Origin of the sequence: Methyloceanibacter sp. wino2, assembly GCF_003071365.1 — a bacterium.
GTDB lineage: Bacteria > Pseudomonadota > Alphaproteobacteria > Rhizobiales > Methyloligellaceae > Methyloceanibacter.
The window spans coordinates 1,483,134-1,497,386 of record NZ_CP028960.1 but is presented as its reverse complement, the minus strand read 5'-3'; the positions used below and the strand labels follow the sequence as shown (position 1 = coordinate 1,497,386).

The following is a 14,253-nucleotide window of genomic DNA, read 5'->3' as shown; positions in this document are numbered from 1 at the left end:
AACACCATGGAAGACGTGCTCGAGCGTTGGCGGTCGGAGAAGACGGCGGCCTATCTGTCCAGCGCCGTCGCGGCCAACGAGCCCGACCCCAGGCGCGCCAAACTGTTCCGCAAGATGGCCGAGGCGGCTGAGGCGCAGGCCGCGATCCTCGCCAAGGACCTCAAGCAGGTTCCGGGTTTCACGCCGTCAATGCGCTCACGCATCATGGTCTTTCTATTGGGCATCCTGCCGCCGCGCGCCATGCGCAACGTCTTGTCCGCACACAAGGTGCGGGGCATCTCCGTCTATCGTGGCAGGGCCGAGGAGCCGAAGGGCGAGAAGACAGACGGCAGCGGCCATCCCTGGCCCACCTCCGTCGACGATATCGGACGTCAGCACAAGAACTACACCAGCGGCACGCTGCGCGCGGGCGTGTTCGGCGTGAACGATGGGCTCGTGTCCAATACGTGCCTCGTCATGGGTGTGGCAGGCGCAGGCGTTGGGCCGAGCGAGATTCTGCTGACCGGCATCGCCGGGCTGCTGGCGGGCGCGTTCTCGATGGGCGCGGGCGAGTTCATCTCCATGTTGTCGCAACGGGAAATGTTCGAGCATCAAATCGCGCAAGAGAAGGACGAGCTTGAGCGTTATCCCGACCAGGAAGCCGAAGAACTCGCGCTCATCTACGAAGCGCGCGGCATTCCCCTCAACGAAGCGCGCGACATGGCCAAGCATCTGATCGCGAATCCGGAACAGGCGCTGGATGCGCTCACCCGCGAAGAACTGGGCCTCAATCCGGAAGAGCTTGGCTCGCCTATGGGCGCGGCCGTCTCGTCCTTTCTTACGTTCAGTGTCGGCGCGTGCGTGCCGCTCATTCCCTACCTCCTCGGCTACGAGAAGGAAGGCATCGTCATCGCTGCGATCCTGGCAGGGATCGCGCTGTTCGGTGTGGGATCGGCGCTCAGCCTCTTCTCGGGCAAGAACGCGTTTATCGGTGGCGCGCGCATGCTCGTCGTTGGTTCGGTCGCGGCAGCGGCAACCTACTTCATCGGATCGCTTCTCGGGGCGAATGTCGCCTGATCCGGCCCCGATTTCCACCCATGCGTCCCTTCTCCATCGCGGAAACACGCGGTAAAATCAGCCCTATCTCGACTTCGTTTGCATAAAAATCGTTTCGGGAGCTGGGTATGACGAAACATCTGGTACTTGCGGCCGCTGCCATTGCGGCTTTCTCCGCGTCGGACGCCTTCGCCGCCGACGCCGATCACGGAAAACAGCTATATGCGACCTGCGCGGCCTGCCACGGGCCGACCGGGGCCGGCAACGAGGCGCTCGGCGCGCCGCCGATAGCCGGCATGCCGGCCTGGTATACGGTCCGGCAGCTGAACAACTTCAAGACGGGTGTGCGTGGCGCCAACCCCAAGGACACGCATGGCCAGCAGATGGCCCCCATGGCCAAGATGCTGGGCACGGATGACGATGTTGCCGACGTCGCGGCCTATATCGAGACCCTCAAATAGGACGCGAGAGAGCGGCGGTATCTGAGAACAGGTTCCGGCGCCTGACCTGACGTGTCTGAAATCTCGAGACGGGGCCGCGTATCGCGGTCCCGTCTTTATCCGTCGAGGTGTCTTCTCATTGAGCGCGCCGTCGGTTCGGTGCGACGGGCTCGGCAAAGCTTTTACGAAAATTCGAGTGGGTTTCGCCGGTCCTCGATAACCTTCTGTGGAAGTTGCGAGGCCGCTTAACGCAGCTTTCACAGCCGCAGCGCATTCTCGTGCCGAGTTTCGTCCAAGGAGATGTTCCATGATCCGACGCGCTGCAACTTACGTCTTTGCCGCTTCGCTCGCGTTAGCGACAACGCCGGCTTTTTCCTGCACGGGCATTAGCCTCAAGGCGCAAGATGGCGCCGCCATTCGTGGCCGTACTCTCGAGTTCGGTTTTCCCCTCAAGTCTAACGTTCTCGTCGTGCCGGCCGGCAACGAGTTCGCCGCTACGCTTCCCGACGGAAGCAAGGGAATGAGCTACAAGGCCAAGTACGGCTTCGCCGGCATGAACGGCATCGGGTCGACCTACCTGATCGCTGACGGTCTGAACGAGCAAGGGTTGTCGATCGGCCTGTTCTATTTTCCGGGCGACGCGAAATACGCGGAGTCGACGAAGGAGAATGCCGACAAGTCGCTCGCTCCGCAGGATTTCGGCGCCTGGGTTCTCGGCAACTTCGCGACGGTCGACGAGGTCGCGGATGCCGTCAAGGACATTGACATGGTGGACACGCCCATGCCCGGCTTCGGCAGCGCCGAGGGTCAGTCGCTCCCCGTGCACTTCTTCGTGCAGGACAAGACGGGCAAGTCCATCGCCGTGGAGCCTATCGACGGCGAACTCAAAGTCACCGAGGCTCCGCTGGGCGTCATGACCAACACGCCGCCCTACGACTGGCAGATGACCAATCTGGGGAACTACGTGAACCTGACGCCTAAGGACGTGGGCACGGAGAAGCTGGGTCCGATCACGATCAAGCAGACCGGATCGGGGTCCGGCATGCTCGGCCTGCCCGGCGACTTCACGCCGCCGTCGCGCTTCGTGCGCGCCGCGCTTTTTAGCCAGAACGCGACACCGAGTGAGACGGCGCAGGACGCCGTGTTCTCGGCGTTCCATATCCTGAACCAGTTCGACCTTCCGAAAGGCTCGATCATCTACGGCAACCCGAAGCTTCCTCCCGAGATCACCGAGTGGACTAGCGTCAACGACCTGGAAAATCTGCGGTACTACGTGCGCACGCGTCAGGATCAGGGGATTCGTATGATCGACCTGAAGACGGCCCTCGAAACAGCCAAGGGTAAGATCAGCATCATCAACGTGCAGGACTCCGAGCAAGAAGTTGAGGATGTTTCCGGCGACGGGAAGCCTGTCTCGGCCAACTAGCCGGCGGTAGACGAATGGATCGTTCAGGCCCCGGGCCCATGCCCGGGGCCTTTTTGTTGGCTCATCGGCAAATCGTTTCAATTTGAGACAATTTGAAAAGAAGTTTGCCGAAAGCGGGCCGCGGGGCGAGACAAGCCGCGTTTCGGCGCATAGGATCGGCGCGGTTGGGGAAATTGTTCAGCGCATCATCATGACGTCTTCGCTTCAGAAAGCCTTCGCCAGGGTTTGTCTCGCCGGGTCTTGTCTCGGCAGGTCTTGTTTCACCTTCGCCGTGTTCTTGTCGCTCTGCCTGATCGTCTTAGGGACCCCTGCGGCTCGGGCCCAAGACGCGCCGGACGATGCCGAGACCGCCACGGAGCAAACCGAGCCAACGAGCGAAGAAGCGGAAGAGGACGCCGAAGAGCCGAAGGCTGCATGGGACATCTCGAAACCGTGCGCGAACGTCCAGCATCCCTATCAAGCCGACGTCTGCCAGCAATCGCGTGCGGCGGACGCATCCGAGAGCACGGCACGGCTGACGCGGCTGATCATGCTGATCGGCCTGGTTGCCCTTGTGATCTTGCTCCTGATGCTGTGGCCCATCATCACCGCCGCGCTCGCGGCACGCCGGGCCGCCGAGGGCGGCGCCGCGCCGGCGCGGTTGACGCCTGCGCCGAGGACCGGCGACCACGAAGCCGAGCTGCGCGCCTATGTGGATGTGGACTCGCTCGAATTCGTCGAGACGCCGGAGGCGGACGGCATCGTCAAAGTGAAGGTCACCTTCCGCAACTCGGGTCATACGCCGGCGTTCAAGCTCGAAACCCTGGCCGAGATGGAGGTCGTCGACATTGCCGACGAAGCGGACCTGCCGGTAAAGGCCGTTCCCGATGATTCGGCGCCCGCATCGTCGCGTCCGCGTGTCGGCCGGGACGGGACCACGACACTGATCGTGCAATGCGACTCGACGCCCAAGCTAGCCGACCGCGTGACGAATGGCGAAGCGACGATCCTCGTCTGGGGTGCAGCCGGCTATTACGATGTCTTCGACCGCCGCCGCCGCACGATCTTCCAGTATTTCTGCAACGCCGAAACGTTGGACACGGGCGAGATGTTCCGGCCCATGGAGCGCGGCGACGAACTCGGCTAGGCCCTCGTTCCGAGCGGTGAATCGTCCACAGACAGCGCCCGGCTCGCCTGCGTCCTTGCTTGAGCTTTCCTGACAGGAACGGCACTCTAGGCTCTGATGCCGCGCGCTCCGCCGCGGCCGGGAGATCGCCATGACGCCCCGTTCGCCTTTGCCGGCCGGGCAGACCGCGGCAGACAGCCGTGCCAATGTTCTCCAAGGGCTTCTGATCGCGGCCATCGTGATCGGCGGCCTGTATTTCGCACAAGAAGTCCTGCTCCCCTTGGCGGTCGCGATCCTGCTGAGCTTCGTGCTCACGCCGCCGCTGCTTCTTCTCCAGCGCATCAAAGTGCCACGAATCCTGGCCGTGGTCGTCGTCGTGGCGGTGGCATTCTCGATTCTCGGCGGCCTCGGCTGGATGATCTCCCACGAGGCGACGAAGCTTGCGGGTAACCTGCCGAGCTACCGCTTTACGCTGTCGCAAAAGATCCAGATGCTGCGGGAGACCACGGCGGAGTCCCAGGTGCTCACAAAGGCGGGTGACGTACTCTCGGAGCTCGAGAGCCAGTTGGACCGGCCCACGGAGGTCGAGGGCACCAAGCCCGGTCACGTCGAGATTACCGAGGACAGCTCCGAACCGGAGCCCATCCCGGTCGAGATCCGTGTGCCCGCGCCCACGGGTCTCGATTTCTACCGATCCATAGCGGGCAAGGTTCTGCCGCCGCTCGCGACGGCAGGCATCATCCTTCTGTTCGTGGTCTTCTTTCTTCTCGAGCGCGAGGACTTGCGGGACAGGATCATCCGCCTGTTCGGCGGTACCGACCTGCAGCGCGCGACGTCGACCATGAGCGAGGCCGCGACGCGGCTCAGCGGCTACTTCCTGCGCCAGGTGCTCGTGAATGCGGCCTACGGCACGTTCATCGGCATCGCGCTGTGGGCCGTCGGCATGCCCAGTCCCGTCGCCTGGGGCATCCTTGCGATGGTGATGCGCTTCGTCCCCTACGTGGGCTCCTACATTGCCGCCGCCATCCCGGTCCTGATCGCCGCGGCCATCGATCCAGGCTGGACTCTCGTTCTCGTGGTGATCGCCCTGTTCGTGGTGGGCGAATTCACCATGGGGCAGATTGTCGAGCCGCTGGTCTATGGGCGCGGTACCGGTGTGACGCCGGTCGCCGTGATCGTCAGCCAAGTGTTCTGGACGTGGCTTTGGGGACCGGTCGGCCTCATCATCGCCACGCCCATCACGGTTTGTCTCGCGGTGCTCGGCCGCCATGTGGATGGGTTGCGCTTCTTCGACGTGCTGCTTGGGGACCAGCCCGCCTTGCTGCCATCGGAAAGCTTCTACCGGCACGTTCTGATCGGCGATTCCTCCAACGCGACCTACCAGGCCGAACTCGCGCTCAAGGACCAGAGCCTTCTCACCTATCTCGATGAGGTTGCGCTTGGCGGGCTCGGGATCGCCGAGCGGGACCTGGCGCGCGGGACTCTGAGCGAAAAGCAAACAGAGCGGATCGCGACCACGGTTTCCGAGATCCTCGAGAATCTCGACGAGTACGAACCGAAGCGTTGGTTCTCGCGGCTGCGCCGTCACCTGGAACGGGTTGGCGCCGATCCCGTCAAGAACGGCAAGCCCGCCGACGAGCCCGAGACCGAGGACGCTCAGGTGGTCGACCCGAACGACTTCGCAGCCGGGTGGACCGTCGACACACCGATCTTGTGCATTGGCGGGCGGAACGGTCTCGACAAGGCAGCGGCGCTAGCTCTCGGCCGCGCACTGGAGAAACGTGGCATGAAGGCCGAGGTGCGCGGACCCGGCGCGCTCGCCGCCGGCGCGATCGAGGCCCTGACCGAGACGCCCGCGAAACTCGTGTGCCTGTCCTATCTCGGCTTCGGCGGAGGGCCAGTCGAGATTCGCTACGTGGTGCGGCGCCTGCGCCGCATCTTGCCCGATGGAACGTTGATCCTGGTCGCCTACTGGGAGCGGGAGGATGAGGACGAGGACGCCGAGTCCCGGCGCAAGCTCCTCGACGTGGTGCATGCGGATGCCTATGCATCAACGCTGCATGAAGCGGTCGGGATTTGCGAGGACGCCGCGATGGGAAGGCCGCTCACCCCGTCCGATGACACCGTGCAGAGCCAGAACGCGTCCCCGGCTACGGCGACCTAGGCCGGCGTTTCGGCGGCGGGTCGCGGGTCCCGGAATCCCAGCGCCATCAGACCGCCGAGGGCGAGCGCGACAGCAATAAACAGGAGCGCTGCCGAAAAGCTTCCCGTCGCCTCCTTCAGCAAACCGACGATATAGGGTCCGGCGAAACCGGCGGCGTTCCCCATGGAGTTGACGAGGGCGATGCCAGCCGCCGCACCGGCCCCCGTCAGGAGCGCCGTCGGAAGCGCCCAGAACGGTCCGAAAGCCGCATAGAAGCCGAGCGTGGCAATCGTCAACGCGACCATGGTGGGGACGAGCGGACCCGAATAGGCCGACCACGCGAAGGACGCGGCGGCCAGGAAGAGCGGCAGGGCGATGTGCCAGCGCCGCTCGCCCGTGCGGTCCGAATGCCGGCCCCAAACCACCATGGCGACGGCGGCGAACAGGTAGGGGATCGCGGTTAGAAAACCGACGGCGAGCGAGTCCAGTCCGAAACCGCTGATAACCTGCGGCATCCAGAAGCCGATGCCGTAAAGGCCGGTGACCATGAGGAAGTAGAGGCAGCCCAGCGCCAGCACGCGCGGGCGCGTCAACGCCGTGCGCAGGTCCGCGTAGCCCACCGCCTCCGTCTCCTTCGCTTCGCGGGCCAGTGCGCCCGACAGCGCGGTTTTCTCATCGAGAGTCAGCCATGCCGCCTCGGACGGCCGGTCGGTGAGAACCTTCAACGAGAGGATGCCAAGAATGATCGCCGGCAAGCCTTCGATCACGAACAGCCATTGCCAGCCCTTGAACCCGAGAAAGCCGTGCATTTCGAGCAAAGCGCCCGAGATCGGGCCGCCGACTACGGTCGCGAGCGGCACCGAGGCCATGAACAGCGCGACGATGCGGGCGCGCTCGGCCGCCGGGAACCAGTACGTCAGATATAGAATGATGCCCGGGAAGAAGCCCGCTTCGGCGATGCCGAGCAGCGCGCGGGTCACGTAGAAACTAGTCTCCGAGTGAACGAACGCCATGGCGCAGGCGACAATGCCCCACGAGATCATGATGCGCGCGATCCAAATCCGGGCGCCGAAACGCCGGAGTGCGAGATTGCTCGGAATCTCGAAGGCGATGTAGCCGAGAAAGAAGATCCCGGCGCCGAAGCCGTAGACCGCCGGCGAGAACCCGAGATCCTCGTTCATGTGCAGGGCGGCGAAGCCCACATTGACCCGGTCGAGAAAATTCACCGTATACGCAAGGCACAGGAACGGAATCAGCCGGAACGTCGCTTTGCGGATCGCGGACACAAGGGCTTCGTCTGTATGACGCTTCATCGAGGTTCCGCTTGGCGTATGCTGCTGTGAAGAACAGGAGTGATTCGACCGACACCCTAGAGGAGGGCCCGACCCATGGCTATTCCAGTGGATGCAGCTGCTGCGGCGCTTCGCGAAGCGATGCGCGAGACCGTAAAGCGTTACTCCCTTTGGTACCTGATTCAGGGCGTGTTGCTCGTCGTCGCGGGCGTGCTCGCGATCATTTCACCCGTCTTCGCGTCCGTCGCGATCGTGTCCCTGTTGGGATGGGTGCTGATCATCAGCGGGGTGCTGCAGGCGGTCGGCTTGATCGGCGCTACCAACGTCCCGCATTTCTGGCTGCAACTGATCTCGGCCGTGCTCGCGGTCCTGATCGGCGTGCTGCTGCTCCGCTCGCCCGAAAGCGGGCTTCTCGTGATGACGATGCTGCTGATCGTCTACTTCATGGTCGAAGGCATCGCGAAGGTGATCTTCGCCCTGACGATCCGCCCGTTCCCCAATTGGGGATGGGTGCTGGCAAGCGGTGTCGTCGGCATCGTCCTCGCCTTCATCCTTTGGGCGAACATGCCGCTCACGGCCAGTTGGGTCCTGGGATTGATGCTCGGCATACTGCTCGTCAGCGAAGGCGCCGCGCTCACCTATCTCGCGTGGCAGGTGCACAAGGCGCCTGCGGTCAAGGACGCCTAGGGCGCGCTGCTCTCTTTCAGGAAGCGGTTGTAGATGTAGCCCTCCTTTGCCGTTTTCGGGTCCGCGACTCGGATCCAATTCCCCTCGCGGCCGACCACGCGGAATTTGGCGCCCCTCGGGGCAACCTTGTCGGTTCCGGCGGTCGAGGAGGGCCCCTTGCGAATGTTCACGGGGCTGGCGACCTCCATCCACTCTTCCTGAGCCGACTGGCCGGTGGCCGCGCGCATGAGCATGGTCAAGGGCCCCGGTTTCGGCTCTTCCTCGGACGCCAGCAATTGCGGCCTGACCGAGCTCGCCCGGGCGGCGCTGTTGCTGGCAAGTCGCTGCCGCTCCGCAACGTCGTCGGCAACCTGCGGCTTCCGCGTTCCCACAAGAGGGTTCTTGATGGGCGCGGAGACGACAAGTGCGGGGCTGGCCGCCGCCATGACCTCCGTCTGCTTGGGAGTTGGCGGCTCTTGGCCCCAGTGTTCGGTCAGAGCCTGGAGCGTCGTCTCCCGATCGGCAATGCCGAGGCCCGCGGCCCGCGCATACCATTTGGCGGCTTCCGTTCTGTCGGGCTTGATGCCCTGGACGCCCAGGCGCGCGATGATCTTCGGATCGTAGGTGGCGCCCACCGCGATGGCGGCCTCGCCGCTGCCGGCTTCCGCCGCCCGGCGGTAATAGGCCCGCGCGCCGGCGAGGTAGCCCACGTCGATCATCTTCTGCCCGTGCGCCATCAAGCCTTCGACGCGATCGGACTCCCCGGCCCGCACGGCGAACCCAGACGAAAGTGGGGGAGCCACATCAGGCCGGGCCGCCGTACGGACCTTGCCGTCTCCGTCCGGCGCGAGGGCCGGGTCGGAGAAGCGAGGCGGAAGAACGTCGATCGATAGCGCCGCGGATGTGCGCGGCGCGGAGTCCGTTTGCGTGACGAGGCCCGCATCGTGGAACGCGCGATCCAGGTCGAGATCGCCGAGACCCCCGAGCCACATCATCCCGCCGGCCAAGGCCGCAACAGAGGCAAGGCCGATGGCAGCTGTCCGCACAAAGCGCCGGGGCTTGGTGTCCGGACGGTTTGACGAGGGTTCAACGGGCGCCAGCCGGGTGGGATCGGCGGCAGAGGCGCGTTGCCGGACGCTATCAGGTGCGAAACGCCGGGCGAGGGAGGACGCGGTCTGGTCCGTATTGGCTGCCGCCAGTCTATAGCCGAAGGACGAAGCGGCATTGAGTTCCTCTGCGAGCCGCATGACCTCGTCCGGAATGTCGTTTTGTCTCAGTGCTGGCTGTGCCACGGGGACCTCCCTGTAAACGTGCCGGTGGCGGTTGACACTTGTTCAGTTCGATTGTTGGGCCTTGCTCCAGGCCTTGAAGGCGCGGAACAGCTTTTCCTGGTCCGCATCGGAAACAGAGTCCGGGGCTACCACGTCGCCGGTCTGAGTCAGGAACGCCTTGAAGCTCTCTCGCTCTTGCGCATCCGCTACGGCCGTCGAGCGCGCCGCGTCGATCCAGGCTTGCGCTTGCGGTGCGCGCTGCCAGCCTTCGAGCGTCGCGGCGAAATTTACGTCCCGCCATTTGGCGTGGTTCGGCGGCTGCAGGAGTGTGTCGAACCTCGAGAAGAAGCGGTCGACGAAGAGAGCGAGTTGCGCTTGGCGGTCCGCATCGGCCTTGTCGCCGAGTGCGACGAGCACGGCGCAGATGCCGACCGTATCGACCCGCGCGCCGCTCTCGATCAGGGCCGGGTAGTCGCCATGGGTCAGGACGGCGGGATAGGTGTCGTCCTCGAGACCTTGAGGATAGGGAACCGGCAGAAGTTTGAGGCTCGCGTCCGCCCCGATCTGGGCCAGGCCGGCGATGGGCGTCGTTCCGATGAGGATCGTGGCATCGATCTCGCCCGACTTCAGCTTTGCCACCGCATCGGCCTCGTCGAGGTGAGCCGCCTCGACCTCGAGCCCGAGCGCGTCGAACAGGATCTGCGCCGCAATCTCCGTGGCGCTTCCTTCGGGGCCGACGTTCACCGTCTTGCCGTTCAGGTCCTCCACCGTCGCGATGTCCGCTCCAGCCAGAAGGTGCAGGTCTTCGTTGAAGAGCTTCGCCACATAGACGAGGCGCTCCTTGATCGGCCCGAGCTCGCCGGACTGGGCATAGTGATTGAGAACCGTCGAATGGGTCACGCCCATGTCGACACTGCCAAGGCTGAGAACGTCGCGGAGGGTTTGCGCCGGGCCCTGTCCGATCATGGGAACGGCCCTGAGGGACACGTCGCCGCTGCTCGAGTCCGCCCTGTTGATCATAGCCGCGATATCGCGGGCGACGACCGCGGTCCCGTCAAACGTGGTGCCGGACATGATCGTCACGGTGCCGGCGTTCAGCGGGCTCCCGTCATTGCCGGCGCCGCTTTCGGCGCTGTTCGCGACCCCGTAGGGGAGCAGCAGACACAGTCCGGCCAGTCCAATGGCCAAAGCGATCCGCATGATAAATCCCTCATTCAAACGTCCCCCGCGCCGAATGGGAAGTGATCGATTCGCATCTGTCAAGTAAACATGATTCTAAATCGAGATAAAATCACATAAGCGCCATGATTGTGTTCGGAAACGGCTAACTTAGACTGCAATAAGGCAGAAAATATACAGTATAGACAAAGAAAATACGGCCACAGAATGTAAGTGTTCTGCGTTCTTTATCTGGACATCAATGCAAGGCACGCGAAGTCGCGCCCGGAGCGCGGGGTGCCGCATCAATAACGCGAGGCTAGCGATTTGGTTTCGTCGGAAGAGAGGTGCGCCTAGTCGGCGTCCATCTTGAGGGCGGCGATGAAGGCTTCCTGAGGGATGTCCACCTTGCCGAAACTGCGCATCTTCTTCTTACCGGCCTTCTGTTTCTCGAGCAGTTTGCGCTTCCGGGTGATGTCGCCGCCATAGCATTTCGCGGTCACGTCCTTGCGCAGGGCGCTGATGGTCTCGCGCGCGATGACCTTGCCGCCGATGGCGGCCTGGATCGGGATCTTGAACATGTGCCGCGGGATCAGATCCTTCAGCTTGTCGACCATGGCGCGCCCACGCGCCTCGGCACGGCCCCGATGCACGATCACCGACAGCGCATCCACGGGTTCGGCATTCACGAGCATGGACATCTTAACGAGGTCTCCCTGCTCGTAGCCGGTGATGTGATAGTCGAAGGACGCATAGCCGCGCGTCACCGACTTCAGCCGGTCGTAAAAGTCGAACACCACTTCGTTGAGCGGCAGGTCGTAGACGATCATCGCGCGGGCGCCCGCATAGGTGAGCGTCTTCTGCCGCCCGCGCCGGTCCTCGCACAGCTTTAGCACGGCCCCCAGATGCTCGTCCGGCACGAGGATGCTGGCCTCGATCCAGGGCTCCTCGATATGCTCGATCTTCTGGGGCTCGGGCATGTCGGCCGGGTTATGCAACTCGATCATCGTGCCGTCGGTGAGGAACACGTGATAGACGACCGACGGTGCCGTCGCGATGAGATCGATATCGAACTCGCGCTCCAGCCGCTCGCGGATGATCTCGAGATGCAGGAGGCCGAGAAAGCCGCAGCGGAAGCCGAAGCCGAGCGCGGCGGATGTCTCCATCTCGTACTCGAAGCTCGCATCGTTCAGCCGCAGCTTGCCGACGGCCTCGCGCAAATCCTCGAAGTCTCCCGAGTCGACCGGGAACAGTCCGCAGAACACGACGGGCTGCGCCGGCTGGAAGCCCGCCAGCGGCTTCGCGGTAGGCTTCTTCTCGTCCGTCACCGTGTCGCCGACACGGGTGTCGGCCACCTCTTTGATCGCGGCGGTGAAGAAACCGATCTCGCCGGGGCCGAGCTTGTCGCGCATCTCCTGCTTGGGGCGAAAGATGCCGCAACGGTCGACCTGATAGCCTGCGCCGGTCGACATCAGCCGGATACGTTGGCCTTTCCGCAGCGTGCCGTCGATGACGCGGATAAGCACGACGACGCCGAGATAGGCGTCGTACCAGCTGTCCACGAGCATGGCCTTGAGCGGGGCGTCCACATCCCCTTCCGGCGGCGGCAGGCGTGTCACGATCGCCTCGAGCACGTCTTCGACGCCGAGACCGGTCTTGGCCGAGATCTCGACCGCGTCGGACGCGTCCAGCCCGATCACGTCCTCGATCTGGGTGCGGACCCGCTCCGGCTCCGCGGCCGGCAGATCGATCTTGTTCAGGACGGGGACGATCTCGTGATCGTTGTCCAGCGCCTGATAGACATTGGCGAGGGTCTGCGCTTCGACGCCTTGGGTCGCATCCACGACGAGGAGAGAGCCTTCGCACGCGGCGAGCGATCGGTTCACCTCGTAGGCGAAGTCCACGTGGCCCGGCGTGTCGATCAGGTTCAGTTCGTAGAGCTTCCCGTCCTTGGCCCGATAGTCCAGGCGCACGGTCTGAGCCTTGATGGTGATGCCGCGCTCGCGCTCGATATCCATGGAGTCGAGCACTTGCTCCTTCATCTCCCGCGCCGTGAGGCCGCCGCAAAGCTGGATTAGCCGGTCGGCCAGGGTCGATTTGCCATGGTCGATATGGGCGATGATCGAGAAGTTTCGGATATGGGAAAGGGGCGTCGGCGCACTCATGGACGGCTACGTAGGGGAGCAAACGGCTTTAGGTCAAGCTGGGAGTGAGGTGCGTCTCGCCGCTTGTTAATTTTGGCGAAACCATGTGCGCGACTGCCGTAATTTTGCAGTTGTCCGCGCGTAGAAATTCGCCGATTGGAATGCTCTTCCGATCGCGGGGGATTCGGATGATTCGCAAAGAGACCGAAGCCTCGCATCCAACCCCTGGTCTCGAATCCAGAGACTGCCTTTAAGGATTGAATCCATGCACAAGAATGTCCTTCTCGCCACTGCTGCGGCTGCTCTGATTGCCGGCGCCACGCTTGCGTCGCCGGCCCAGGCCGCAAAGACCTGCCAGGAAGTGGCGAAGGTCAAGGCCACCAGCATGATGGAGCGGGTCAAGATCAAGCGCGAGTGCAAGAAGTCGATGAAGTCGGCCAAGGCCGACGGCGGCCGGTTCTCGAAGCTGAACTTCCTGAAGGACCGCTCGTAAGCGCGCACATCGACCTTCGGTCGATTGACATCAGAAATGCAAGAAAGGGGCTCATTTGGGCCCCTTTCTTTTTGCCTGTTGGGCCGAGGTGCCGTGTCAAATCCCTTTCAATTGGAGGAGACTAGCGATGAAGAAACTTGTTTTGTGTTCGATGGCCGCCGCGATGATCGCCGGTGGCGCAACGCTCGTTGCAGCCCCGGCTCCGGCCAGCGCCGGTCCCAGTTGCGGCGACCGCGCGAAGTTGATGTATCCGTACGACAAGTGGTCGCGCAAAGCCTACAAGCAGGCTTGTAAGGATCGCCGCGACGCCTGGCAGGACCGCCGCAAGGCCTGGAAGAAGGCCCGCAAGCGCGGCGTCTGGATCGGCTACTAGCCGAAGTCCTGAGTAGACACGCGAATGGGGCGCCGTGCATCCGCACGCGCCCCATTTTCGTTTCAGCCGTATCTGCTCTGCGTCGGATCAGCTGTGCTTGTCGCCCCATATCTCCGATAGGCGCTGGGCGCGGCCGCAGCCCCATTTGTAGTACTTGTAACTCACCGGATTTTTGGTGTGGTAATCCTGGTGGTACTCCTCGGCCGCGGTGAATGTCGTGGTCGGGCGGATCTCGGTCTCAACCTTCTTGCCGAACTGCTCCGCAATTTCCTTCTTTGTCTTCTCGGCGAGCTCCTTTTCAGCATCGTCCGAAACGAACACGACCGTGTGGTAGGCCGGCCCCTTGTCGCAGAACTGCCCTTCCGCATCGAACGGATCGATATTGTGCCAGTAATTGTCGAGGAGCTCCGCGTAGGTCACTTTCGCCGGATCGTAGGTGACCTTGAGTGCCTCCACGTGGGTCTTGTGGTTGGCGTAGGTGGGGTTCTTCAGGGTGCCGCCCGCATAGCCGGAGACCGTTTCGGTCACGCCGTCGACCTTGTCGAACGCATCCTCCACGCACCAGAAGCAGCCGCCGGCGAAGATGGCAGTCTTGGTCCCGGCCGCGTCCTCCGCCATCGCAGTTTGGCCATGCATGGCGAGCACGAACAGCGCCATGAAGGCGGCCGTCAGGCTGGCGAATATCCATCGCGCGATCATTGAACGTC

The 14,253-nt window shown here is 63.5% G+C and carries 13 protein-coding genes; 8 read left to right on the top strand and 5 right to left on the bottom strand.

Annotation, left to right across the window (positions count from 1 at the left end):
• Positions 1-6: 6 nt before the first annotated feature.
• From DCY11_RS06935 to DCY11_RS06915, 5 genes are all read left to right on the top strand, one after another.
• Complete coding sequence (locus tag DCY11_RS06935; protein WP_108682172.1) at positions 7-1,056, top strand: VIT1/CCC1 transporter family protein; 1,050 nt, start codon at positions 7-9, stop codon at positions 1,054-1,056.
• A gap of 107 nt (positions 1,057-1,163) precedes the next feature.
• Positions 1,164-1,496, top strand: a complete 333-nt coding sequence (locus DCY11_RS06930) for a c-type cytochrome (RefSeq protein WP_108682170.1) — start codon at positions 1,164-1,166, stop codon at positions 1,494-1,496.
• 286 nt (positions 1,497-1,782) lie between these two features.
• Complete coding sequence (locus tag DCY11_RS06925) at positions 1,783-2,901, top strand: linear amide C-N hydrolase (RefSeq protein ID WP_108682169.1); 1,119 nt, start codon at positions 1,783-1,785, stop codon at positions 2,899-2,901.
• A 190-nt stretch (positions 2,902-3,091) separates the two neighbouring features.
• A complete protein-coding gene (locus DCY11_RS15885; RefSeq protein ID WP_245409482.1) occupies positions 3,092-4,027 on the top strand; it encodes a hypothetical protein in 936 nt (311 codons plus the stop codon).
• A gap of 130 nt (positions 4,028-4,157) precedes the next feature.
• Positions 4,158-6,170 carry an AI-2E family transporter gene (locus DCY11_RS06915; RefSeq protein ID WP_108682167.1) on the top strand — a complete coding sequence of 671 codons (2,013 nt, stop codon included), beginning with the start codon at positions 4,158-4,160 and terminating at the stop codon, positions 6,168-6,170.
• Here DCY11_RS06915 and DCY11_RS06910 read toward each other — a convergent pair.
• Positions 6,167-7,462, bottom strand: a complete 1,296-nt coding sequence (locus DCY11_RS06910) for an MFS transporter (RefSeq protein WP_108682165.1) — start codon at positions 7,460-7,462, stop codon at positions 6,167-6,169. The genes DCY11_RS06915 and DCY11_RS06910 overlap by 4 nt on opposite strands.
• A 75-nt stretch (positions 7,463-7,537) precedes the next feature.
• Here DCY11_RS06910 and DCY11_RS06905 point away from each other — a divergent pair, with 75 nt between their 5' ends.
• Positions 7,538-8,128, top strand: coding sequence for an HdeD family acid-resistance protein (locus tag DCY11_RS06905; RefSeq protein ID WP_108682163.1), 591 nt, complete (start codon positions 7,538-7,540; stop codon positions 8,126-8,128).
• Here the strand turns inward: DCY11_RS06905 and DCY11_RS06900 are convergent.
• The 3 genes from DCY11_RS06900 to lepA form a co-directional block, all read right to left on the bottom strand.
• The gene (locus tag DCY11_RS06900; RefSeq protein ID WP_159079859.1) at positions 8,125-9,399 is read right to left on the bottom strand and encodes an SH3 domain-containing protein; all 1,275 of its coding nucleotides are present in this window, start codon (positions 9,397-9,399) and stop codon (positions 8,125-8,127) included. The genes DCY11_RS06905 and DCY11_RS06900 overlap by 4 nt on opposite strands.
• A 42-nt stretch (positions 9,400-9,441) precedes the next feature.
• Positions 9,442-10,578 (bottom strand): TAXI family TRAP transporter solute-binding subunit, encoded by a 1,137-nt coding sequence (locus DCY11_RS06895; RefSeq protein ID WP_108682159.1) that lies wholly within the window; start codon positions 10,576-10,578, stop codon positions 9,442-9,444.
• Positions 10,579-10,889: 311 nt separating this feature from the next.
• Complete coding sequence (gene lepA, locus DCY11_RS06890; RefSeq protein ID WP_108682157.1) at positions 10,890-12,701, bottom strand: translation elongation factor 4; 1,812 nt, start codon at positions 12,699-12,701, stop codon at positions 10,890-10,892.
• Between the two features lie 244 nt (positions 12,702-12,945).
• On the opposite strand from lepA, the gene DCY11_RS06885 reads away from it, so the two are divergent.
• On the top strand, positions 12,946-13,173 hold the full coding sequence (locus tag DCY11_RS06885; protein WP_069443860.1) for a hypothetical protein: 228 nt from the start codon (positions 12,946-12,948) through the stop codon (positions 13,171-13,173).
• 127 nt (positions 13,174-13,300) lie between these two features.
• On the top strand, positions 13,301-13,546 hold the full coding sequence (locus DCY11_RS06880) for a hypothetical protein (RefSeq protein ID WP_108682155.1): 246 nt from the start codon (positions 13,301-13,303) through the stop codon (positions 13,544-13,546).
• Positions 13,547-13,633: 87 nt separating this feature from the next.
• Here the strand turns inward: DCY11_RS06880 and msrA are convergent, their stop codons facing one another.
• Entirely contained in the window at positions 13,634-14,245 is a 612-nt protein-coding gene (gene msrA / locus DCY11_RS06875) for a peptide-methionine (S)-S-oxide reductase MsrA (RefSeq protein ID WP_108682153.1), read from the bottom strand.
• Positions 14,246-14,253 lie beyond the last annotated feature (8 nt).